This window comes from Candidatus Palauibacter australiensis (genome assembly GCA_026705295.1).
Lineage (GTDB): Bacteria > Gemmatimonadota > Gemmatimonadetes > Palauibacterales > Palauibacteraceae > Palauibacter > Palauibacter australiensis.
On record JAPPBA010000146.1, the window covers coordinates 1 to 22,345 of the forward strand.

Genomic DNA, 22,345 nt, shown 5'->3' on the forward strand with positions numbered 1-22,345 from the left:
CTTTCGCGGAGATATTCCGCGTGCTGAAGCCGGGCGCCCTGTTCTGGGGTCAGGAAATGTGCCTGACGGACCGGTTCGATCCGCGGGACGGCCGGCACCGGACCATCAAGCGGGAACTCAGGCGCGGTATTGCGCTGCACGACATCGCCACGTTCGGGGAAGTGAATCGCGCTCTCGAAGGGGCGGGATTCCAGGTCATCGAGGGGAGCGACCGGGAGGTCCGGGAAGGACCTTCCACGCCCTGGTATCAACCCATGGAGAGTCGCCACGGGATGCTGGGGACCGCGGTCCTCAGGCTTCCGTGGGGCCGCAAGGCGTTCATCGCGGGCTCGAAGTTGGCCGAGGTGCTTCGGCTCTTTCCGCACGGCTCGGCGGAGGTGGTTCGACTCCTCGATCGAACCGCGGAGGCTTACGTCGCGGGCGGCAAGACAGGCATCTTCACGCCTCTGTACTGTTTCCTGGCCCGCAAACCCTAGCGGCCGCGGACTGCTAGCAGCCGCGGACTGCTAGCAGCCACGGGCTGCTAATCGACGTTGCGGTCCGGGTTTCGAGGCGCCATCGCCGTGTCCGGATAGAACTGTCGGCAGTGTCGGCGGTATTTCCCGATGGGGCCGTCCGTGCGGCACAGCCGGGGGGGAGACCGGTAGCGCTTCCTGTCCCATATCACGATGTCCTGCAGGACGAACCGCCTCTCCTCGCGGAGGATGAAGAAATTCAGCAGCCGGTGGCGCAGCGGCACGGGCAGGAAGCCCAAACCCGATATGAACCGCCCCGGTTTCCGGATCTCCCGAACCTGATTGACCATCGTCAACTCGACGAATTCGCCGTCGACGGGCGTCGTGAGCACCCACATGCGCGACCTTATGCCGACCGACTTCTCGTGAATCTCGACGAAGGAGTAGCCGAGTCCGTGGACGTGCGTGATGACCGAGACTTCGGAGTGAATGTCCACCAGACCCAGGGTCCGGCGAACCGCCTTGAAGTCGAAACAGCTCTTCAGGTAGGCTCCGTCGACCGAAAAGTCGGTCGGCTCCACGTCGTGGTACCCGTGCGTGTACTCCAGGTGTTCCACGTCCACCGAGTTTTCCGTGGTTTCCTGGGGGTGGCCCCGGAACCGGAGGGTCGTCGAGCGCAACCCGGTCCACTCGGCGCCGACGGGAGGTTCGTCCGGCAGGTGCCACTGAGGCGCTCGGCCGCCGCTTCCCCACCAGGCGAAGATCATGCCGAGGATCTCCCGGGTCTCGTAGAGCTTCAACCGCGCGGCCTTCGGGGGCGGGGCATTGGGCGTGGCCACGCACTGGCCGGTCGTGTCGAACTCGAACCCGTGGAAGGGACAGACGAGACAGCCGTCGCGTACCAGGCCGCCGGTGCTCGGTCCCATGTGCGAGCCGAGGTGCGGACAGAAGGCGTCCGCCACGCAGATGCGGCCCTCGTCGTCGGCCCAGGCGACGATCTCCTCGCCCATCCACGTCTTCTCGACGAGCTTCGCGCGCTCGATGGAGGCGCGGTCTCCGATGAAATACCACCCTTCGGGAAACGGCGGCAGCGCATCGCTATACGTTACCATGCGCGCGAACTTGGTTTCGGTCCGGCCCACGCGTCAACTAAACTATGGCGATGACTCTGGATTCTGCGCCGCGCGTCTCGCTTCTCATGCTCTTCACCGCGATGGCCGTCGGCCTGCCGGCGAACGGTTCCGGCCAGACCGCGGCCGGGGTGCCGCGCTTCAAGATCGAGTCCTCGCCCATCGAACTGACGGGACCCGTACGCCCCGGCGAGTACCTGGGCGTAACCGGCCCTCGATCCGCGTGGCTCGGCGTCGAGACGGGCGAAGCGGAACTCTGGGTCCATCCCCTCAAGGTCGGGAACCGGTTCCGGCTCGGCTTCTCGACCCCAACCTACGGAGCGCCGATCCCCGGCAGCGCCGTCGCGCGCACGGTGCACGTCCGGCCCGAACTCACGACGATCGTCTACAGCCACGCGGCCTTCCAGGTGCGCCAGCACATCCTCGCGCCCGCCGAACTCCCCGGTCTCCTGGTGCTGCTCGAGGTGGACAGCCCCGAACCGCTCGAGATCGTCGCCGAGTTCGAGCCCGTGCTGAACTACATGTGGCCGGGTTCGCTCGGGGGGCAGTACGCCTACTGGGACGCGGATCGACGCGCCTTCGTGCTGTCCGAGAGCCTGCAGGAGACGAACGCCGTCGTCGGGTCGCCGTGGGCCGCGAACTCCGTGGAACACCCGGCTCATCAACTGGGCGAGGCGCCGCGCTCCATGGTGATCCCCGTGGACCCGGACCGCGCGCGCCGGGAGTTCATCCCCATCGCGGTGGCGGGTGGAACGGCGCCGCGCGAGGAGGTCTTTGCCAGCTACGATCGGCTGATCACCGAGGCCCGCTCGCTGTACAGCGCGAAACGGGCGTGGGCCGACTCGGTGCTCGCCTCCACCGTCTCCATCGAGTCGCCCGATCCACGGCTCGACCTCGCCCTGGAGTGGGCGAAGATCAACCTGGAGGAGCAGCGCGTCTGCAATCCCGACCTCGGGTGCGGGTTCGTCGCGGGCTGGGGCCTGTCGCGCAACGGGACGCGTCCCGGCTTCGGCTGGTTCTTCGGCGGCGACGCGGCGCAGACCATGTTCGCCATGGAGGCGCTCGGGCAGTGGGAACTGGTGGCGGAGGAACTCGCCTTTCTCGCGAGATACCAGCGCGAGGACGGCAAGATCACGCACGAAATCTCCCAGGCGGCCGCGCGCATCCCGTGGTTCGACGTGTATCCGTACGCCTACTACCACGCGGACACCACGCCCTACTGGATGGTCGCGCTGTACGAGTACTGGCGGGCGAGCGGGGACGACGAACTGCTGCGGGAGCTGTGGCCGGCCTACCGGCGCGCGTGGGAATGGTGCCTCAGCGCCGAGACCGACGGCGACGGAATCATCGAAAACACGGTGGGCGGACTGGCCGCGGTCGAGGTTGGGGGCCTCGGGGCGGCGCTCCACCAGGACGTCTACCTGGCAGGGGTTTGGACCGCGGCCCTCGAGGGGACCGCGGCGCTGGCGGAGCGCATGGGTGATGCCGAAATCGCGAGTCGGGCCCGAGAACTCGCGCCGCGCGCGCGGGCGACCCTGAATGACGCCTACTGGCTCGAGGAGCCGGGGCACCACGCTTTCGGGATCCTCGCCGATGGCGGCACCAACGACAACCTGACCGTGTGGCCCGCTACGGCGGCCGCGTTCGGCCTGTTCGACGAGGCGCGCGGGCGATCGACCCTCGCCCGGCTCGCGAGCGACCGGATCTCGTCGGACTGGGGCGCCCACATGCTCTCGACGGAGAGCGAACTGTATCACCCGCTCCAGTACAACATGGGTACGGTGTGGCCCTTCGTGACGGGGTACGTGTCGTGGGCCCAGTACCGGTACCGGCGTCCATGGGCGGGCTTCCACCTCGTGGACGCGGTGAAGCAGATGACCTTCGACTGGAGCCTGGGACGCCATCCGGAGTTGCTGTCCGGAACGTTCTACCAGCCGCTCGACCAGACCGTCCCGCACCAGTTCTTCGCGACTTCGGCCCTGGTGACACCGTTACTGCGCGGCGTCATCGGCTGGGAGCCCGATGCTCCGCGCGGCAGGGCTCGACTCGCCCCGCAACTCCCGCCGGACTGGCCGCAGGTGGCGGTGAGGCGGCTCCGTGCCGGGGAGACGACGACCGACATCGAAATCCTGCAACGCTGGACGGCGGCGGGCGGAGGGCGGCGCACGACGCTGACGACCTCCGGACCCCCCCTGACCTTCGAGTTCGTGCCCGACGTGCCGGCGGGGGCGCGCAACATGACGGTGCGAGTGAACGGGGCCACCACGGAGTTATCGTCCGACGGAAGCGTCGAAGTGACCGTCGGGGCCGCGGCACCGGCGGGGAACCGGGCGGAGATCGTCGTGGCGTGGGAAGGCGGACTGGCCGTCGCCCCGCCCCGCATCGACCTCGAAGCCGGACAGACGAGCAGCGGCCTGCGGATTCTGGACTTCAGCGCCGAGGCGGATGCATGGAGTCTCTCGGTGGAGGGGACGGCGGGTCGCACCTATGAGGTCGCGGTCTTCGGCACCCTGGTGGTGCCTGCCGTCATGCGGGGCGCCGCCCTCGTCTCGGATCGCGGCGCCGGTGTCATCGAGATCGAGTTCGCCGAGGGAGAGGGGCGCGTCCCGGCGACCGTCCGCTTGACACCGGCCGGATAGGGGAGTCGGCCCGGAGCGTCAGTCGGCCAGTACCTCCGTCAGCGTGTCCGCCACTTCGTCGATCTGGGCTTCGGTGATCACGAGGGGCGGCAGCAGCCGGATGACCGTGGTGCCGGCCGGGAGGGCGAGGACGCCGCGCTCCGCGAGGGGTTCGAGGTAGGGGCGGCAGCGCTCGCGGAGTTCGACGCCGATCATGAGGCCGACCTGCCGCACGGCGCGCACGCGGGCCAGCCGGTGTCGGGCGAAGCGCTCGCTGAAGCGGGCGCCCAGCGCCTCGGCCCGCTCGTCGAGCCGCTCGTCCCGCATGAACCGGATCGCGGCCAGGGCGGCGGCGCAGGCGAGCGGGTTGCCGCCGAAGGTCGTGCCGTGCCGGCCGGGCGGCGGCTGCAGCCGTTCCTGCGCGAGGACCGCCCCCAGCGGCACGCCGCCCGCGATCGCCTTGGCGAGGCAGAGGACGTCCGGCGCAACGCCGTAGCGTTCGCAGGCGAACATGCGACCGGTGCGGCAGAAGCCCGTCTGGATCTCGTCGAACACCAGCACCGCACCGGCCTCGTCGCAGATGCGGCGCGCCGCCGGCAGATAGTCCGGGCTGGCCGGCCGCACCCCTCCCTCTCCCTGCACCGGCTCGACGATCACCGCGGCCGTGTCCTCGCCCACGGCCGCGCGCAGCTTCTCGACGTGGTTGAAGGGCACGAACGAGAACCCCGGCACGAGCGGCCCGAACGGCTCCCGGTACTCCTTCTTGTGCGTTGCGCTCAGCGCTCCGAGCGTTCGCCCGTGGAAGCCGCGCATCGCGGACACGACCTCCGTCCGTCCCGTCGCGAGCCGCGCGAACTTGATCGCGGCCTCCACCGCCTCCGCCCCGGAGTTGCAGAGGAAGGCGCCCGTGAGCCCGGCCGGCGCGATGGAAACGAGTTCGGCCAGCAACCGCGCCCGGACATCGTTGTAGAAGATCCCCGGACAGGACACGAGCACGCGCGCCTGCGCCGCCACCGCCTCGGCGACCGCCGGGTTGGCGTGGCCGATGCTCGCCACGCCGATTCCGCCCACGCAATCGATGTAGCGGCGACCCTCGTCGTCCCACACGCACGCGCCTTCGCCCCGCACGATGGTGAGGTCCCGCTTGGGGAAGACCTCGAGGGCGTACGCCCGTTCCAGTTCGCGCGCGTTCATCCGATCATCCGATCACCGTGCCCCGTCCGGCCAGCGCCTCCGCGACCGGCCGTTCGATGCGCCCATCCGCGATCACGACCCGCGTCGTGCCGGCTTCAATGACTCGGCGCAGGGCGAGCAGCTTCCGCTTCATGCGCCCGCGCGCTTCGCTCTCGCGACGCGCCAGTTGGGCGCCCGAGAGCCGTGCGACGACGGACGCCGGATCGTCCGGATCTTCGAGGAAACCGGGCGCCTCGATCAACTGGATCACGCAATCCGCGCCCAGTTCGGCGCTGAGCAGGGTCACGACGTCATCGTTCTCCGAGTTGATCGCCACGTTGTGTTCGTCGATGAGGGGCACGGTGACGACCGGAGTGAAGCCGCCGGCGAGGAGCAACCCCATCAGCTTGCGGTTCACTTCCGCCGGTTTCCCTGACAGGTCCCGCTTGATCAGCGTCTTGCCGCACTCTCTCACCCGGATACCCCTGTTGCGGCGGCCGCGCACGAGCCCGCCGTCGAGCCCCGTGAGCCCAACCGCGTTCACGCCGTGACCCTGCAGCAGTTCCACGATGCGCTTGTTCCGCACGCCGGCGTAGGCCATGAGCATCACGTCGATCAGGTCGCGGTCGGACTGCACGCTCTCGTGTCCGGACATCGACGTGAGGACGCGTTTTTCGACCCCGAGCCTCCGGGCCAGCGAATCGCGCAGCGCGTTCGCGCCGTGCACGATGACGAACGGACCGGACAGGCCCGCCAGGTCGCGGGCAATCCCGTCCAGATTGATCGATTCGCCGCCGCCGATCTTGACGATGAGCAGCCCGCCGGACTCGCCCGGCATCGGTTCGGGTGTCGGTCCCGGCATCGGTCAGAACGTCCCGATGGCGCCGTTCGCGACCGGCGTCCACGCCCACCGCCCGTCCGACGCCGGACAGGAATCCGGATAGGGCGCCGAGCACAGGATCCGCACGCCGTCCCGGCGGGCGGCGTGCAGCCGGAAGTAGTCCGGATCCTCGCTGAACCGGGTCGCGAAGTGGACCCGCCGCGCCGCGTCGGCGACGATCAGGTTCATCGCCCGCACGTAACGGGTGCGCTTCCGGATGGCGTCGAGTCCCCGCTCCAGCGCACGACCCATGTCTACGTTGCCATCCCCGCCGCCGAATCGCTTGACGAAGTTGAACACCTTCTCCGCGCCGATCCGCCCCCGCTCCTTGATCCGTACGCCGTGCAGCTCCCCGTTGAAGATGAAGACGCGCTCCCCGTCGAAGAACGGCATGTTGTTCTCGACCCGTATCCCTTCCCCGCGATACGCGCTCCTCGCGTGGGCGAGCAGCAGCGTCGTGCGTCCGGACGGCGCCGCGGCGTCCGCCCACACCGGCGAGATGGCGCGGTAGACACGCCACCCGTCCGCATCGATCCAGGCGCACCCCCACCCGTCGCCCTGATACTCGCGGCTCTCGCGGGCGATCTGCGCGAAGGCGGCGAGGTGCGGCGCCATGTCGAAGGGATCATCGCTCCGGACGCACAGGATGCGACACACGAGTCGGCTCCGCGCGTCGCCGTCAGGCCGGGTGCAGCCCGGGGAACTCGAGCCCCCGCGACTCCGCCAACCCGTGCATCACGTTGAGCGCCTGCACCGCCTGTCCCGCCGCCCCCTTCATGAGGTTGTCGATCGCGCTCAGGACCACGACGCGGTTCGAGAGCGGATCGCGCTCGAACCCCACGTCGCAGTAGTTCGCGCCCGCCAGGAGGTTGGGGTCGGGATAGCGGTGGATGCCGCTCCGCTCCTTGACGATGCGCACGAACGGTTCGTCGGCGTAGGCGCTCCGGTAGATCTTCCACAGCGCCTTCTCGTCAAGCTCCCGGTTCAGGAATACATGGCAGGTGGCGAGGACGCCCCGCACCATCTCGACCGCGGTGGCGGAGAAATGCACCTCGCCGCCGAGGACCGTCCGGATCTCGGCCGCGTGGCGGTGGCCGGTCGGCCGATACGACCGCATCGCGCCGCTGCGCTCCGGGTGGTGGCTGCCCTCGCTGGCGCGGTTGCCGGCCTCGCTCGAGCCCACCTTCACTTCGATCACCGCCGAATCCGCGACCCCTTCCCGGTACAGCGGCAGGAGCCCGAGGATGGAGGCCGTCGCGTTGCAGCCGGCACACGCGACCAGGTCCGCGGCCGCAAGCGCCTCGCGGTTCACTTCCGCGATCCCGTACACGAAGGACCCCAGGAGTTCCGGCCGGGGATGCGGCCGGCCGTAGAAGCGCTCATAGTCCTCGCCGTCCGGGAGCCGGAAATCGGCCCCCAGGTCGACGATCCGCCCAGCCCGGGCCCGAAACTCGTCGATGCGGCGGGACGACTCCCCGTGCGGCAGACAGATGAAGAGCACGTCGCACTCCGACAGCTCGTCGAGCGCGCAGAAGCGCAGCCGCGTGACGCCCCGCAGGTTGGGGTGGACCCGCTGCGCGAACCGTCCCGCAAAGCGCTCCGACGTGATCTGCCGCACCTCGACATCGGGATGGCCGAGCAGGAGCCTCAACAGTTCCCCGCCGGCGTAGCCCGAGCCGCCCGCGATCGACGCGCGGATCATGGGTCCGCCGCCCGGTCCGGCGAGACGACGTACGACACGATCCGCTCCGGAATGTTCACGCCGGTCGCCTCGATGCTGTTCCTGAATTCCATCGTGTAGTTCACTTCGTTCACGAGCAGTCCGGCGTCGCTCTCGAACAGGTCCACGGCCACCACACCCCCGCCCACGGCCTCCGCCGCGCGCAGGGACAGCTCCCCGATCTCGCTCGTCACGGGACAGTTCGAGGCGGTTCCGCCGCGCGCCGTATTCGTGATCCAGTGCTCGGAGGACCGGTAGATGGCCGCCACGCAGTCCTCCCCCACGACGAACGCGCGGATGTCGCGCCCACCCTTCTCCACATACTTCTGCACGAAGAAGATCGAGTGATGATAGCTGCCCAGGATCGCCTTGTGTTCGAGGACCGTCTCCGCCGCGTGCCGGTCGTTGATCCTTGACAGCAGGCGGCCCCATGAGCCGACCGCGGGTTTCAGGACGACGGGATAGCCCAGTTCCTCAATCGCTTCGAGCGCGGAGACCTCGGTGAACGCGACCCTGGCTTCGGGCTGCGGCACCCCGCATTCCCGAAGCGACGCCGCGGTGAGGATCTTGTCCCCGCAGCGGCGCGACACCTCGTAGCGATTGACGCAATCGAGCCCGCTCCCCTCGAACAGCCGCAACGCGTGCATCGCTCGCGAGTGGTTGATGCAGCGCTCGAGAACGACGTCGACGTCCGGGACCGTCCGGAAGTCGAACGCGAGCTTGCGGTCGTCCAGAAACACCAGTTCCACATCGCTGAGCTCGCGCAACTCGGCGATCAGCAGCTTCTCGTCCTTTCGGATGAGGGAATGAAGAAAGCCGACTCTCATTCGCCCCAGTCCTCCTCGGCGTCCGGCGCCTCACCGAGAGTGACGGGGTCGAGCGCGAGGATCTCAAGTTCGACGCCGCACTCCTCGCATTCGAGCAACTCGCCCTCGACGGGGTCGTCGGAGATCATCGGTTCCGCGCCGCATACAGGACATTCCGGCATGCCGTCCATCCTCCATTGGGGTTGTTGGTACAGGGAGAAACCTGGATACCGTCAATCGGCGGCCGGGTTCCGGAAGGGAAGCCGCAGCGCCAGGAAGAGCCCGACGGCCACGGGTTCGATCAGCAGAATGTACCATGGCCAGCCGGGAAAGAAATCGAGGACCGTGGGTCCGGCCGGTTTCTCGATCAGGTAGAGATAGTTCGACCCGAGAAGCCGGTTTATCGGAAAGACGACGGCCGCGTACAGGTTGAGCAGTCCGAGGGCCAGCCACGGGTCGCGCGCCGTCGGCCGGTAGCCCTCCACGACCACCGCCCACGCGCCGGCGACGACGACGGTCGCGTGCGACCCCGCCGACTCGAAGAAGGTGAAGTGTACGGCACCGAACTCGGCATCCGGGGTCAGGAGGGCCTGCACCGCCCCCGCCACTCCAAGGAAGTACATGAGACGGAGAGCCCACGGATGCCGGGTCCACAGCCCGAAGACGGTGATCCACGCCATGATGGCGCAGAGGTGCAGCGGTATGTCGTTCTGCACCGTCCACAGCCCCATCGCGGCCTTCCAGAAGTGTCTCGAAAGGAGGAGGACGAGAATCGTGAGACCCAGCGCCAGGCGGAGGCGGCGACGACCCCGCTCATCGGCCGCCAGACCGGCGCGAATCAGCCAGATGCCGACCGCCGCCAGGGCGCCGATCGTCGCAAGATGGACCGGGCCGAAGAGATCGAACGGCACCCGTTCCGTCCCGAAGAACCCGCCCATGTCAGCCAGTCGCGCCGCGCCGTCCGACCGGGTACGTCACGGGTTTATGCATCCGCGTCCGCGAGCGAGGAGGTGGAGATCTCCGGACCCTCGACACGCCGCCCATCCCGCAGTGTCACGTACGCCTCCATGGCGTAGTACGCCGGCAGCCCGAGGGCGGCCAGCCGGTCGGCGGTATCCCGGTTTCGCTCGACGACGCGCTGCCAGAACTCGCGCGGGTCCGGTCCCGGGAAGGGGGCCGAGTCCTTTTGCGACTCGTGTCGGAAGATCGCCTGGACCTTGCCGTGCAGTTCGCGTTCGGAGAGCGGCACGAGGACCGTCGCTTCGTCCAGGTCCCACTCCTGCCACGCGCCGCGATAGAGCCAGAGCCACGGCGGGTCGCCGTGGTAACCGGCGAGCGCCGCCTCGACCGTCTCGAGGCACATGCGGTGCGTGCCGTGCGGATCGGACAGGTCCCCGGCGGCGAACACGATGGTCGGTCGCACCTCCTCCAGCAGCCGCGCGACGATCTCTACGTCCTCCGACGTGATCGGGTTCTTTCTCACCGCTCCCGTCTGATAGAACGGCTGGTTCAGAAAGCGGGCGCGGTCGGCGGAGAGCCCCAGCGATTCGATCGCGGCCGTGGCCTCCGTCTCGCGGATGATCCGCTTGAGCTGCTGAACCACGTCGGGATCGATGTCCCCCGGCTCTTTACCGGCGAGCCGATCCTCGAGAGACCGCAGCACTCCCTCGAGGTTCGCGGCGTCGCCGAGGTCGATGATGCCTGCCGCGCGCCGCAGGAAGTCGAGGTAACGACGCACCTCGTGGTCGAAGACGGCGATGTTCCCGGATGTCTGATACGCCACCGTGATGCGGTTGCCGTTCTCGACCAGCTTGCGCAGCAGTCCGCCCATCGAGATCACATCGTCGTCCGGGTGAGGCGAGAAGACGATGATGTCCTGGTCGCGCGGCAGTCTGCTCTTCCCGCGGATCCTGGAGATGAGCGCGTTGAAGACCTGTCCGTTGATCGGCCCGGCCGACCCGTGGCGGGAGGTGAGCGGGGCGAGGTGGTTCGCGCGGTAGTCGTCGGTCGCGAGGTGAAGGATCGACTTGTCGGTGCGTTCGCTCAACCAGATGACGGCCGCGGTCTCGCGCTCCGCCGTCCACTCGACATCGCCCACGAGCCACGGCGTGCGGACGCGGGTGAGATCGGAAGCGGCGGCCGGATCAAGATAAACCGTCGCGGCGGCGTGTTGCTGGAGAAAGGTCGCGGCGACGTCCGCGTGGATCTCCCCTTCGACGGCTCGACGCACGATCCCCGCCTTGTGTTCTCCCGTGGCGAGCAGCACGACCTCCCGCGCTTCGAGAATCGTGGCCACGCCCATGGTGATCGCCTGTGGCGGCACGTTCTCCTCGCCGAAGAAATCCGACGCGGCATCGCCGCGGGTGACGGTGTCCAGGTAAAGCCGCCGGGTCCGCGAGTCGCGCTCCGACCCCGGTTCGTTGAAGCCGATGTGACCGCTGCGCCCGATCCCGAGGATCTGGAAGTCGATCCCGCCCGCCTTCCGGATGCGGCGTTCGTACTCGACGCAGTGCGCCTCGACCTCCGCTTCCGGCACATCACCGCGGGGGATGTGACAGTGCTCCGGAGCGATGTTCACGTGGTCGAACAGGTGCTCCCGCATGTAGCGGTGATAGCTGTGGAGGCTGCCCGGCCGCATCGGGAAGTACTCATCGAGGTTGAAGGCGACCGCATTGGAGAAGTCGAGTCCTTCGTGCCGATGCAGGCGGATGAGTTCCCGATAGACGCCGACGGGCGTGGCGCCGGTCGCGAGGCCGAGAACGGCAGGGCGCCCGTTCTCGGCCCTCCCACGCAGGAGCGCCGCGATCCGGCCGGCGACCTCGGCGGCGATGCTGTCGTGGTCCGGCATGACCCGGACGGGCACGCGCTCTCTGCGCGCGTGCGCGGCGGCGCTCATCCGATCAGCCGCCGGCCGCGGCGTCTCCACGCGACACCGCGACACTAGGGGACCTTCTGCTCCGGGAGCAGCACGAACCGGGCGTACTGGTCTGTGCGGAGGTAACGGACGGCGGCCTCCCGCACCTGCTCCGCGGTCCAGCTTTCGATCCCCTCGAAGCTCGGGATCTCGTTCAGATCCCAGCCTCCGCGCTCGAAACTCGCCAACTGGTTCAGCCAGTACCGGTTCTCGCGCAGGCTCGTCTCCAGCCCCCGCCGCTGCGTCTCGCGGACCTTCCCCACGGTCTCCGCGTCCGGCCCCTCGGTCCTGAGCCGCTCGATCTCCTCAAAGACCACGGAGGAGAGTTCCTCGGCGCGCTCGGGAGCGGACCCGAACCCGATGGTCACGCTGTATTCCTCGTCGGGCCGGTACGTGAGCCGGCCGTTCACGCCCACGCTGTAGGTCCCGCCCAGGTCTTCGCGCAGCAACTCACGCAGCCGGATCTGGAGAACCTCCGCCATGGCGTAGATGGCACCCGCCTCTTCGCGCGAGTACTGGGCGTCTCCGGCGAAGATGATCTGCGTGCGGCTCTGCGGCTCCAGCCCCTTGTACACAACCGTCTCGATCACGCCCGCGGGCGGGTCGATGCCGTGATCCACCCAGTTCTCCACCCGCCCCAGATTGGGGAGCGCACCGAGATACCGCTCCACGAGGGGACGCATCATCGCGAGGTCGAAGGCGCCCGTGAAGTAGAAGGTGAAGTCGCTGGCGTCCGCGAAGCGCTCCCGGAAGATCTCGTAGCCCGCGTCGAGGTCGGCCTGCAGGAGGTCATCCATGAGCTGGCTCACCCGCTGGACCCGCGGATGTCCCTGGGACATGATGGCCGAAACGGTGTCGGAAAACACGAAGTTGGGATTAGCCCCGACGTTCGCGAGCACTGCCGTCTGCTGTGCCTTGAGCGCCTCGAACATCGTCTCATCCCTGCGGGGCGCCGAGAAGTACAAGTAGATGAGTTGAAACGCCGTCTCGACATCCTGCGGGGACGACGACCCTCCGATCCCTTCCGAAAGCGACCCCAGCAACGGCGAGACCCGAACGGCCTTGCCGGTGAGCTTCTTCCCAAGTTCGGTCTGATCGAACTCCCCGACTCCCGATTGGGCGATGACGTTGAGGGCGAACGACGTCTTCCGCATCAGATCGTCGGGAAGCAGCGATGTGCCCCCGGGGCTCGTCGCGGAGAAGAGAATCTCGTCGTCCTTGAAGTCGGTGGGCTTGAGGACGACGCGCACGCCGTTCTCCAGAGTCCAGATGGAGACGCCCACCTCGTCGAGCGTCTCCTCGGCCACGACCGGCGCGCCCTCGGGGACGACGGGAAGGAGAGGAGCATCGGCCGCCGCGTCCTCGTACGCTTCGATCTCCGCGCCCGACACCGACGCGAAGACGCCGACCAGGTCCGCCTCCGCAGGGGTCTCGAGACCTTCCTTCTCGGGCGCGTTGACCAGGATGATGCGCCCTTCCTCCGCCAGCCACGCCTGGGCGACGGCGTTGGTCTCGGCGAGCGTGACCCCGGGCAGCAGGGCGTCCACGAGCGCCATCTGCGTCTCGATCGAAGGGTACGGACTTCCCTGAAGGAACGCCTGCAGGTAGCGGTTCGCGAGCACGATCGACTCCTGGTTCTCTCGCTCCGCGAGCCGCCGCTCATAGGCACGTCTCAGGTCCGTCTTCTGCCGCTCCAGTTCCGTCTCCGTGAAGCCGTGCCGCACGACGCGCTCCGCCTCCGTGAGCAGCGCCTCGAGGCCGCGCTCGATTCCGCCATCCCCGACCAGCGCCACGAGCTGGTAGGCGTCGACCCCCCGCGCGAACTGGCCCTGCCCCGTGAACCCGACCAGGAACGGCGCGTCGGCCTGCAGCCGGAGTTCATCGAGGCGGGCGTTCAGCATGCCCGAGTACAGGCCTTCGACGAGGCCGCGGCGAAAGTCGGCGACGGTGCCGCGCGGGGCCGGCGGCTGCTTGTACAGCACGCCGACCTGGCTCTGCATGGCTTCCGTGTCCGTCGCGATTGCGACGCGGGGCGGGTGGTCGACGGGGATGTCGGCGTAGACCCGCGGACGGGGCTCCTCGGGCGAGGTCAGCCCGGCGAACTGCTCCCGGATCGTCGACTCGATCTCCCGACCATCGAAGTCGCCGACGGCGATGATCGCCATCAGGTCCGGCCGGTACCAGTCCTCGTAGAAGCTGCGCAGCCGCTCGACGGGCGCGGTCTCCAGAATCTCCGTCTTCCCGATCGGGAGACGCTCCGCGTAGAGCGACCCCTCGAACATGACCGGGAACTGCTGGTCCTGCATCCGCGCCTGGGCGCCTCGCCGCCCGCGCCATTCCTCGATCACGACGCCGCGCTCCTTGTCGACCTCCTCCGGGTCGAAGCGCACGCCCTGGGCCCAGTCCTCGAGGATCCGGAACGCGGTGGCCAGCACCTCCGGGTCGTCCATCGGCACCTGGAGCATGTAGACCGTCTCATCGAAGCTCGTATACGCGTTGACGTCGGGGCCGAACTGCATCCCGATCGACTCCAGATAGTCGACGAGCGCCTGCTTCTCGAAGTTTTCCGTGCCGTTGAACGCCATGTGCTCGACGAAATGCGCCAGCCCGAGCTGGTCCTCGTCCTCGAGGATGGAGCCCGCGTTCACGACGAGGCGCAGCTCCGCCCGGTTCTCCGGCTGGTCGTTCTCGCGCACGAAGTAGCGCAGGCCGTTGTCCAGGGTCCCGGTGATGACCGCCGGGTCCGGCGGAATCGGATCCGTCGGGGCCGGGGTCTGGCCGGCCGCTCCGGACGCGGAGAGGGAGGAGCAAAGGACGATGGCGGTCGAAACGAAGGCGACGCCGGACAAGTGGGACATCCTCATCGACAACTCTCGGCAGAGGGAGCGGACTCCAGTGTGGAAGCCGCCAAGATAGCCGACCTTCCCCGGCGACGCATATAGTAGACGCATATAGTACGGAAAGGGGAGGAACGCGTGGTCCTGAACCTCGGTTCGACATGAGATGGCGCAGCGTCTTCACGCTGGCGAAGGTCGTCGCCTGTATCCTTGCGACCGTCGCCGTCATCGCGGCGCTCGCCTGGTCGCAGGCCCAGCCCTCCACCTCGACCGTGGTTGACGAGACGACGGGCGTCGGCACGGCATCGTCCGCACCTGCGGGCAGATCCGCCTGGGCTCCGGAGGATTGGGCGATCTTCGAGGAGAAAGTGCGCTTGGCCGCGGAGCGCGGGCTCGCGGAGATGGACCTGGGCGACGCCATCGTGCAGCTGGCCGAGACCTTCGTCGGGACGACGTACGAGCCCGGCACGCTCGAGGTCTCCGGACCCGAGCGCCTCGTCATCAACTTCCGCGAACTCGACTGCGTGACCCTCGTCGAGACCGTCCTCGCCCTGACGCGGTTCGTCCGGGAGCAGGGCGTCGAGGCCCTTGCGGACCCCCCCGGCGCGCAGGCCGGCTACGAAGCCCATCTGACGGCGCTCCGATACCGCGGGGGCCGGCTCGACGGATACCCGAGCCGTCTCCACTACTTCTCGGAGTGGCTCGCGGACAACGAAGCCCGGGGGATCGTGCGCATCACGACCGGGGAACTGGATCCCGCCCTCGATCCGGAGCCGGTGAACTTCATGTCCCGGCACCCGGAAGCGTATCGGCAACTCGCCGAGCCCGGCGTGCTCCGGGACATCGCGGCCACGGAGGCGCGGCTCGACGAAGGACCCGGCCGGGAATACGTGCCGCAGGACCGGATCGCGCGGGTGGCGGGCCGGATCCGCAACGGCGACGTGATCGCGGCTACGTCGACCGTCGAGGGGCTGGACGTCGCCCACACCGGATTCGCCGTGTGGCGCGACGGGGCGCTTCACCTCCTCCACGCCCCCCTGGTCGGCAGGTCCGTGGAAATCTCGGAACGTCCGCTCGCGGAGCGGATCCTCTCCATCGACTCGCAGGACGGGATCATGGTCGCGCGCCCCGCCGAACCCCCGCGCGAGTAGCCCGCGCGGCCCCGCCGTCATGGCCGGGGCCGCGCTCTTGCTAGTTGATCGTGTAGGTCATCCCGGCCTTGATGCGCCGTCCCTTCGGGTCGTGCGTGAGGCCGTCGTACGATCCCTCCTGATTGACGAGCGGCGGTGCCGAATCGAACAGGTTGAAGCCCGTCACGAAGGCATCGATGCTGTCCGTCAGCCTCATCATCAGCGTCGCATCGAAGGTGCCGAAGGCGTCGACGACGCGGTGCGCGTACGTCGGATCCCCCGCGTTGAGGTCGTCCTCGTAGGAGGAGATGTAGTTGATGTTCGCGATGGCCGAGTACCGCTCGCGATGGTATCCGACCGATGCCGACCACTTCCACTGCGGCAGCGGCCAGGCGAGCGGATTGAAGCGGTTGAGCTTGCCGGCGCCCTCCGTCGCGCCCACCAGTTCCACATTGTTGAGCTGGAGCGCCTTGATGTCGTAGGTGCGCGTGTAGGTGCCGTCGATGCCGACGGAAAGCTCGCCGTTGCCGAGCGTGCGGCGGGTGTACAGGCTCCAGTCGAAGCCCGAGGTCTGCATGCCCGGCCAGTTGATCAGGTCGATGCGGATGCGCTCGATGAGGGCCGAGTCGCATGTCCCCGTGTTCCACCCGTCCGGGCACTTGACGAACTCCTGCACGGCGGCCCGGCTCGCCCCGCCCTCGTGATAGAGGCGCGTGATGCTCGAGTGGGGAATCACGTTGATCACGTCCCTGAAGTCGTACGTCCAGTAGTCGAACGTCGCCTGCAGGCGGCTCGGGAAGTGGAAGAAGATGAGCCCGGCGTTACCGGTCAGGGCCCGTTCCGGCGCAAGGTCGGTGTTTCCGAACGTGTCCACCGCCTTGTAGACGTCGACTTCCTGCACGTACTCGAGCGCCGTGATCTGATCCGTGTTCACGTCGTCCACCGACGGCACGCGGAAGGTGGACTGAAGCGACCCACGCAGGGACAGTTGGTGGTCGGCCGATTCGCTCAGTTTCAGCCGAAGCGACAGCTTCGGGTCGAAGCTGCTCGCGACATCGTGGAATTCGTAGTTCGCGGCCACCTGCACATCGAGCCGGTCCCCGAAGCTGAGCGGGATCTCGCCGTAGATGCGGTGCACGGTCTGCCCGTCTTCATAGGGGAAAAACCCGGTCGTGAAGGTGAACGGCCCCGCCTGCTCGAGGCAGGTCCGGTCCCCGGGCACCTGGCAGGGGTTGATCGCCTGGTTGCCGGGATCGTTCGGGCTCCCCGTCACGTCGAAACGGCGGAACTGGTATCCGAGCGCGTAACCGAGCGCCTCCGTGAACTGACCCGTGAACGTGGCCTCCGCGACGAACAGGTCGGCGGTGTTGAAGAGATCGACTTCCTCGTTGATCCAGTCGATGAGTTCGGCGGAGTTGGCCCCGCCGGCCACGTAGCCCGGGTTGTCGGTGCCGGTGTAACGCGTCCCCGGCTGCTCGGCGCGCTGGATCGCGTTACTGAACGGGTTGTAGAACATGCAGTCGCCCTGCCCGGCCACGGCGCCGCCCGTGGGGCCGAGCGACATGCCGGAGGGCGATGTCGGGTCCACGACGACGTCGACGCCGCAGTTCGGGCCCCCGAAACCTCGGAAGGCGAGGTGTTTTCGGTAGGCGTACTCGGCGGGCTGGTTCACGTTGCCCGTCGCCCGCGAGTAGCTGACCGAGATGTCGAGATGGCCGTCGGTCGCCTCGAAGTACCGGTCCAGCGAGGCCGCGATCCTCTGGGTGCGGGACGATCGGTGCAGCGTGCGTCCGGGGCCGCTGTTCCCCACCAGTCGGCCGTAGAAGTACCAGTCGTTTTCAAGGCAGTCGGCGGCCGAAGCGAATCCGGCGTGGGCCGCATTGGCGGCGCAGAACGCCTGGCGGCCCGGGTTCGCCGACGGCACGATCTGGTTACCGTCGTACAGCGAAATCGGAGGGAACGAGGGCGTCGTGCGCCAGTTGGGGATCGTGGCCTCGGCCCACAGGCCCTCGAGATGAAGCGTTGTGCCCGTGCCCAGTTCGGTATTGAGTTCGCCGAAGGCCCGCACGTGGGTCTGGGCATCGACCAGGTTGTCGTACGGCTGGTAGCGGAAGCGGCAGGTGACGCCTTCGTCCACGCCGCCGAAGTTCTCGCACTCCGGGTCGACGAACAGGCTCGGGTTGGCGCCGAACTGCGAATTGATGAGCGTGCTCACGAACTCGCCGGGAGTCTCGTTCCCGGTCAAGCTCGGCATGAGGAAGGCGCCCGGGTTCCCGTAGTAGGACCAGCCGCCCCCGCCGGGTCCCGGGTAGGGCCGCAGCCCCCAGTCACGCTCCTGCGGCATGAGTTCCCGCCGCGCCGCCCACTCGGCGGAGAGGACCACGTTGGTGGATCCGCCCAGATTGCCACCCCAGATCGCGGCTGCGTTCGAGTCTCCGGCCCCGCTGAAGTAATCGTGCGCCGCGGTGACCTCGAACCCTTCGAAGTCCCGCCGCGTGACGAAGTTCGCCACGCCGGCCACCGCGTCGGAGCCGTAGATCGCGGAGGCTCCCTCCTTCAGCACTTCGATGCGGTCCAGCGCGATTGACGGGAAGGCGTTCACATCCACGAACCGCCCGCCAGGCAGCCGCGACGGTGTGTACACCTGCCTCCGTCCGTTCAGCAGCACCAGCGTTCGCGAAGCCCCGAGGCCCCGCAGGTTGACGCTGGCCACGCTCTCGGGAATGAGCGCCCCGCTGCGGTTATACCAGCTGTTGCGTTCCCCGAGGGAACCGTGGTTCGCCCCGAGCCGCTTGAAGAAATCGACCACCAGCGGCGAGCCCTCTTCCTGCAGCGTTTCGCGGCTCGTGACATCGACCGCATACGGAAGGTTGATGGGGGGCGCCTCGAAGTTCGTGCCCGTCACCACCGCCGTCAGTTCCGCGAGCGTTACGGTCCGCAGGGAGACGAGTTCCACGTCGACCACGATCCGTTCACCCGCCGTCACCTCGACGCCCGTCCGCGTCTCGATCGTGAAACCGGGATAGACGAACCGCAGCGAATAGCTCCCCGCCGGGAGTCCCGTCACGGCGTAGACCCCCTCCTCGGAGCTGAGCGCCGTGCGCGTCTCGCCGCCGAGCGCCGGTCCGGTCGCCGTCACGCTCACGGTGGGCAGGGCGAGGCCGTTCTCGTCGGTAACGGTCCCGCCGATGGCTCCTTCCTGCGCGGCCGCGGCTGACGGCCACGCGATCGCGAGCGCCGCGACGGCGCTCGTTCCGAGTGTTCTGAACATGGACTTGCCCTTGGCTATTGGTTCGATCATCGGATCTCCGGGAAGCCGTCCGGGGGACGGCGGTGTCGTGTCGCCTGCTCGTATCCGTACGCGAGCCGAAAGAGACGCCCCTCGTCGTACGGGCGCGCGAGAATCTGAAGTCCCGCCGGGAGTCTATCGTACATGAACCCCATCGGGACCGTGATCGCCGGCATTCCGGTGGCGGGAGCCACGCGCTGGCTGTTGTCGCCGCAGTACTCCTCGTCCCCCCTGTCGATATGGGCGGGCACGCAGAGCCAGGAGGGATAAACTACCGCATCCAGGCCGCCGTCATCCATTGCCGCGACGAGGTTGGCCAGGTAGGCCTGCCGGCCGTCGTTCTCCGCGTAGTCCGGACAGGGTTCGTCCCAGTCGGACGGGTGTGCGTCGAGCGGCGCCCCCTCGTTCCGCCGCAGCGAAGCCTGCGCATAATCCGAGTACCGTCCGTCCTCCAATACCTCGAGGACGTCGGTCATTGGCGCCGCCGGGCCCAGCGATTGCAGGTAGACCCACATGTCATAGCGGAAGCGGCGGCAGAACATCCCCTCTCGTCCCAGCTCCGCGGCGACGTCGAAGTCGAAGGGGTCGATCACCTCCGCTCCGAGCGCCCGCAGATCGTCGATGGCCGCGTCGAAGAGCGCGAGAATCTCCCCGTCGGTCTCCTCGGGATCCGCCAGCGCGCGCAGGACGCCGATCCTCGCCCCGCGCGCCCCGTCGGCGTCCAGGAAGGCCGTGTAGTCCTCTTCCTCGCGGCCACGCCCCGCTTCCGTGTACGGATCCGCGGGATCGTAGCCGGCCACGACGTTGAATACGCGTGCGACATCCTCAACGGTCCGGCCCATCGGACCCGCGATATCGCGGTCAAAGGAGAGGGGGATGACCCCGTCGCGGCTCGTGAGGCCGATGGTCGAACGGATCCCGACCAGGGCGAGGTGGGAGCTGGGTCCGCGGATCGAGTTGCCGGTGTCGCTCCCCAGCCCGATGACGCCGAACGATGCGGCGACGCCGGAGGCCGTTCCGCCGCTGGATCCGGCCGGGACGCGGTCGAGCGCGTAGGCGTTGCGCGTCGTGTCGAAGGAGGAACTGACGGACTGGCGCGGACTGAACGCCCATTCCGCCATGTTCGTCTTGGCGATCACGATCGCGCCGGCCTCGCGGATCTGCCGCACCATGAAGGCGTCGTCGGGCGGCAGGTTGTCCGCGAGGGCGATGGACCCTCCGGTCGTGACCATGTCGTGCGTGTCGAAGTTGTCCTTGACCAGCATCGGGACGCAGAACAGCGGTCCCGTCGTCTCGCCGGCGGCCAGCGCCGCGTCGAGCCGGTCCGCGCGCTCGAGAGCCAGCGGGTTGAGCACGGTGATCGCATTGATCGCGTCCTCGTACGCCGCGATCCGGGCGAGATGCCGCTCCACGACCTCGCGACAGGTCGTCGTCCCATCGCGGATCGCCGCCTGCACATCGCCGATCATGGCTTCCACGACCGGGAAGGCCGCGGCGGACCCGGCATCCGGTCCGGGATTGCACGCGGCCCCGGCTATCGCGAGCGTAGCGGAGAGCAACACCGGAATCGCGTGGCGCTTCCGGTGGAGGCCGTCGGTGATCCCGGGACGCCGGCGCATCCCGGGTGCGTTGCTCCTCGGTCGCATGCATCCAAACTTGCCAAACCGGGCCGATATGCCAAGCGCCATGACTGCGAGGTGTCGCCGATGAAGCGCACAATCGAGACCGCCCTCTTCACCCGTCGAGATTTCGTTCGTGCCGCCAGCGTGGGACCCGCCGCAGCCTGGCTCGCCGCCTGCGACCGCGCGGGAGACGCCGGGTCGTCGGCGGACGCGGCCGCGGCGGCCGCCCCCGGAGAGGAGCGGGAGCAGCCGCCGAGGTGGGTGAAGGACCCATCGCCCTTCATCCAGCGCGTCACGAACCTGGAGACGCGGCTTGAGCTCATCGACGGGTTCATCACGCCGAACGAACTGTTCTTCGTCCGAAACCACTCACCCACTCCGACGATCGACCCTGCGGACTACTCGCTTCGAGTAGAGGGAGACGGCGCCGAGACCGAGTTGCGGCTCGACCTGTCCACCCTCGAATCGCTGCCGCAGCACACGATCACCGCCTACCTGGAGTGCGCCGGAAACTGGCGCGGCCTGTACCCGGAACTCACAGGCACGCGCGCGAGCGGCGGCCAGTGGACGACGGGAGCCGTGGGGTGCGCGGAGTGGTCGGGTCCGTCGCTCGCCACGGTGCTCGACCTGGCCGGCGTGCGGCCGGAAACGGTTGACATAAACCTCGTCGGGCTGGACGGCTCCGGCTTCGAGCGCGCCATGCCGCTCGCCAAGGCGCGGGACCCCGACACGATCATCGCCCTGCGCATGAACGGCGAGCCGCTCCCCGCCGATCACGGCTTTCCCGCGCGGTCCGTCGTTCCCGGCTGGTCAGGGTCCAGCAGCATCAAGTGGCTCGGGTCCGTTCAGCTCTCCACCGAGCGGGTGTGGAACCGCAACAACACGTCGTCCTACGTCCTCATCGGCGACCAGTGGCCGGAGGCGGACTACGCGCCCGCCCAGGGCCCGGTGATCACGGAACTCGTCGTGAAGAGCGCGCTGGCCCTTCCGCGGCCCGCGCGGCTGGAGCCGGGATCCCACGTCCTGCACGGGTTCGCGCACGCCCCGGCGGGACCGGTGTCCGCCGTCGAATGGAGTCCGGACGGCGGAGCGACCTGGCTGGAGGCCGAGATCGTGGATCCGGTGCTGCCCCTGGCCTGGCAACGCTTCGAGTTCGAGTGGGACGCGACCCCCGGGGCGCACACGCTGGCCACGCGCGCCACGGATGCGGCGGGGAATACGCAGCCGGACGAGCCCCTGATGAACGACAAGGGCTACCTGCTGAACGTCCCGCTCCCGCACGCCGTGCAGGTGGGATGAGCCGGCGCCGGCCGAGTTCCTGACGCGCGCCGGATCGCCTTGCTGTACCGGGTGCTCGCGGATCTCGTCCTCGTCGTCCACTTCCTCTTCATCGCCTTCGTCGTCGCCGGCGGGTTCGCCGCGGTCCGCTGGCCGCGTCTGGCGTGGGCGCACATCCCGTGCTTCGCGTGGGGGGCGTTGATCGAGTTCGCCGGCTGGATCTGCCCGCTCACGCCGCTGGAGAACGATCTGCGGGTCGCGAGCGGCCAGGCGGGCTACTCCGGGGGGTTCATCGAGCACTACCTGTTGCCGGTGATCTACCCCGGCGCGCTGACCCGGGAGATCCAGGTCTGGCTCGGCCTGTCCGTGCTCGCGCTGAACGCGGTGGCGTACGCGTGGCTCCTGCGCCGACTACGCCGGCGCGTCCGAAGCGGTCGCTGAGCCGCCACCGCCGAAGCGGTCGCTGAGCCGCTACCGCCGCTCGCGGGCCGGG

General features: G+C 68.5%; 17 protein-coding genes. 5 read left to right on the plus strand and 12 right to left on the minus strand.

Annotation, left to right across the window (positions count from 1 at the left end; genetic code table 11):
- Positions 1 to 476, plus strand: a 476-nt coding sequence (locus OXN85_11920) for a hypothetical protein (protein ID MCY3600663.1), incomplete at its 5' end; no start/stop codon positions are given.
- A 47-nt stretch (positions 477 to 523) separates the two neighbouring features.
- Here OXN85_11920 and OXN85_11925 read toward each other — a convergent pair.
- The gene (locus tag OXN85_11925; GenBank protein ID MCY3600664.1) at positions 524 to 1,567 is read right to left on the minus strand and encodes a Rieske 2Fe-2S domain-containing protein; all 1,044 of its coding nucleotides are present in this window, start codon (positions 1,565 to 1,567) and stop codon (positions 524 to 526) included.
- 50 nt (positions 1,568 to 1,617) lie between these two features.
- Between OXN85_11925 and OXN85_11930 the strand changes: the two genes are divergently transcribed.
- The gene (locus tag OXN85_11930; GenBank protein MCY3600665.1) at positions 1,618 to 4,224 is read left to right on the plus strand and encodes a GH116 family glycosyl hydrolase; all 2,607 of its coding nucleotides are present in this window, start codon (positions 1,618 to 1,620) and stop codon (positions 4,222 to 4,224) included.
- Between the two features lie 18 nt (positions 4,225 to 4,242).
- Here the strand turns inward: OXN85_11930 and OXN85_11935 are convergent, their stop codons facing one another.
- The 9 genes from OXN85_11935 to OXN85_11975 are packed head-to-tail and all read right to left on the minus strand — an operon-like array spanning position 4,243 to position 14,560.
- Positions 4,243 to 5,397, minus strand: coding sequence for an acetylornithine/succinylornithine family transaminase (locus OXN85_11935; protein ID MCY3600666.1), 1,155 nt, complete (start codon positions 5,395 to 5,397; stop codon positions 4,243 to 4,245).
- Between the two features lie 4 nt (positions 5,398 to 5,401).
- Positions 5,402 to 6,238 (minus strand): [LysW]-aminoadipate kinase, encoded by an 837-nt coding sequence (locus OXN85_11940; protein MCY3600667.1) that lies wholly within the window; start codon positions 6,236 to 6,238, stop codon positions 5,402 to 5,404.
- Between the two features lie 3 nt (positions 6,239 to 6,241).
- Positions 6,242 to 6,913: a class II glutamine amidotransferase gene (locus OXN85_11945; GenBank protein MCY3600668.1), complete on the minus strand. Its 672-nt coding sequence runs from the start codon at positions 6,911 to 6,913 to the stop codon at positions 6,242 to 6,244.
- Between the two features lie 22 nt (positions 6,914 to 6,935).
- Complete coding sequence (gene argC / locus OXN85_11950) at positions 6,936 to 7,958, minus strand: N-acetyl-gamma-glutamyl-phosphate reductase (GenBank protein MCY3600669.1); 1,023 nt, start codon at positions 7,956 to 7,958, stop codon at positions 6,936 to 6,938.
- The gene (gene lysX, locus OXN85_11955) at positions 7,955 to 8,803 is read right to left on the minus strand and encodes a lysine biosynthesis protein LysX (protein ID MCY3600670.1); all 849 of its coding nucleotides are present in this window, start codon (positions 8,801 to 8,803) and stop codon (positions 7,955 to 7,957) included. The genes argC and lysX overlap by 4 nt, the downstream gene beginning before the upstream one ends.
- Positions 8,800 to 8,964 carry a lysine biosynthesis protein LysW gene (gene lysW, locus OXN85_11960; protein ID MCY3600671.1) on the minus strand — a complete coding sequence of 55 codons (165 nt, stop codon included), beginning with the start codon at positions 8,962 to 8,964 and terminating at the stop codon, positions 8,800 to 8,802. Before lysW ends, lysX begins: the two co-directional genes overlap by 4 nt.
- A 51-nt stretch (positions 8,965 to 9,015) precedes the next feature.
- Positions 9,016 to 9,720 carry a TIGR02206 family membrane protein gene (locus OXN85_11965; GenBank protein MCY3600672.1) on the minus strand — a complete coding sequence of 235 codons (705 nt, stop codon included), beginning with the start codon at positions 9,718 to 9,720 and terminating at the stop codon, positions 9,016 to 9,018.
- Positions 9,721 to 9,764: 44 nt separating this feature from the next.
- The gene (nagB, locus tag OXN85_11970) at positions 9,765 to 11,678 is read right to left on the minus strand and encodes a glucosamine-6-phosphate deaminase (protein MCY3600673.1); all 1,914 of its coding nucleotides are present in this window, start codon (positions 11,676 to 11,678) and stop codon (positions 9,765 to 9,767) included.
- Positions 11,679 to 11,722: 44 nt separating this feature from the next.
- Positions 11,723 to 14,560, minus strand: a complete 2,838-nt coding sequence (locus OXN85_11975) for an insulinase family protein (protein MCY3600674.1) — start codon at positions 14,558 to 14,560, stop codon at positions 11,723 to 11,725.
- Positions 14,561 to 14,694: 134 nt separating this feature from the next.
- Between OXN85_11975 and OXN85_11980 the strand changes: the two genes are divergently transcribed.
- Positions 14,695 to 15,684 carry a DUF1460 domain-containing protein gene (locus OXN85_11980; GenBank protein MCY3600675.1) on the plus strand — a complete coding sequence of 330 codons (990 nt, stop codon included), beginning with the start codon at positions 14,695 to 14,697 and terminating at the stop codon, positions 15,682 to 15,684.
- Positions 15,685 to 15,724: 40 nt separating this feature from the next.
- On the opposite strand, the gene OXN85_11985 is transcribed toward OXN85_11980, so the two are convergent.
- A complete protein-coding gene (locus OXN85_11985) occupies positions 15,725 to 18,964 on the minus strand; it encodes a TonB-dependent receptor (protein ID MCY3600676.1) in 3,240 nt (1,079 codons plus the stop codon).
- On the minus strand, positions 18,961 to 20,571 hold the full coding sequence (locus OXN85_11990) for an amidase family protein (protein ID MCY3600677.1): 1,611 nt from the start codon (positions 20,569 to 20,571) through the stop codon (positions 18,961 to 18,963). The genes OXN85_11985 and OXN85_11990 overlap by 4 nt, the downstream gene beginning before the upstream one ends.
- An 87-nt stretch (positions 20,572 to 20,658) precedes the next feature.
- Here OXN85_11990 and OXN85_11995 point away from each other — a divergent pair, with 87 nt between their 5' ends.
- Together OXN85_11995 and OXN85_12000 are read left to right on the plus strand one after the other, a co-directional pair.
- Positions 20,659 to 21,873 (plus strand): sulfite oxidase, encoded by a 1,215-nt coding sequence (locus OXN85_11995; GenBank protein MCY3600678.1) that lies wholly within the window; start codon positions 20,659 to 20,661, stop codon positions 21,871 to 21,873.
- A gap of 39 nt (positions 21,874 to 21,912) precedes the next feature.
- Positions 21,913 to 22,293, plus strand: a complete 381-nt coding sequence (locus tag OXN85_12000; GenBank protein MCY3600679.1) for a DUF2784 domain-containing protein — start codon at positions 21,913 to 21,915, stop codon at positions 22,291 to 22,293.
- Positions 22,294 to 22,345: the final 52 nt, after the last annotated feature.

Excerpts from the sequence above, each read along its gene's own strand:
- argC (MCY3600669.1), bottom strand. The coding sequence starts at position 7,958 with ATGATCCGCGCGTCGATCGCGGGCGGCTCGGGCTACGCCGGCGGGGAA.
- lysW (MCY3600671.1), bottom strand. The coding sequence starts at position 8,964 with ATGCCGGAATGTCCTGTATGCGGCGCGGAACCGATGATCTCCGACGAC.
- OXN85_11985 (MCY3600676.1), bottom strand. The coding sequence starts at position 18,964 with ATGATCGAACCAATAGCCAAGGGCAAGTCCATGTTCAGAACACTCGGA.
- OXN85_11940 (MCY3600667.1), bottom strand. The coding sequence starts at position 6,238 with ATGCCGGGACCGACACCCGAACCGATGCCGGGCGAGTCCGGCGGGCTG.
- OXN85_11925 (MCY3600664.1), bottom strand. The coding sequence starts at position 1,567 with ATGGTAACGTATAGCGATGCGCTGCCGCCGTTTCCCGAAGGGTGGTAT.
- OXN85_11995 (MCY3600678.1), top strand. The coding sequence starts at position 20,659 with ATGAAGCGCACAATCGAGACCGCCCTCTTCACCCGTCGAGATTTCGTT.
- OXN85_11965 (MCY3600672.1), bottom strand. The coding sequence starts at position 9,720 with ATGGGCGGGTTCTTCGGGACGGAACGGGTGCCGTTCGATCTCTTCGGC.
- OXN85_11975 (MCY3600674.1), bottom strand. The coding sequence starts at position 14,560 with ATGAGGATGTCCCACTTGTCCGGCGTCGCCTTCGTTTCGACCGCCATC.
- OXN85_11935 (MCY3600666.1), bottom strand. The coding sequence starts at position 5,397 with ATGAACGCGCGCGAACTGGAACGGGCGTACGCCCTCGAGGTCTTCCCC.
- nagB (MCY3600673.1), bottom strand. The coding sequence starts at position 11,678 with ATGAGCGCCGCCGCGCACGCGCGCAGAGAGCGCGTGCCCGTCCGGGTC.
- OXN85_11980 (MCY3600675.1), top strand. The coding sequence starts at position 14,695 with ATGAGATGGCGCAGCGTCTTCACGCTGGCGAAGGTCGTCGCCTGTATC.
- OXN85_11930 (MCY3600665.1), top strand. The coding sequence starts at position 1,618 with ATGACTCTGGATTCTGCGCCGCGCGTCTCGCTTCTCATGCTCTTCACC.
- lysX (MCY3600670.1), bottom strand. The coding sequence starts at position 8,803 with ATGAGAGTCGGCTTTCTTCATTCCCTCATCCGAAAGGACGAGAAGCTG.
- OXN85_11990 (MCY3600677.1), bottom strand. The coding sequence starts at position 20,571 with ATGCGCCGGCGTCCCGGGATCACCGACGGCCTCCACCGGAAGCGCCAC.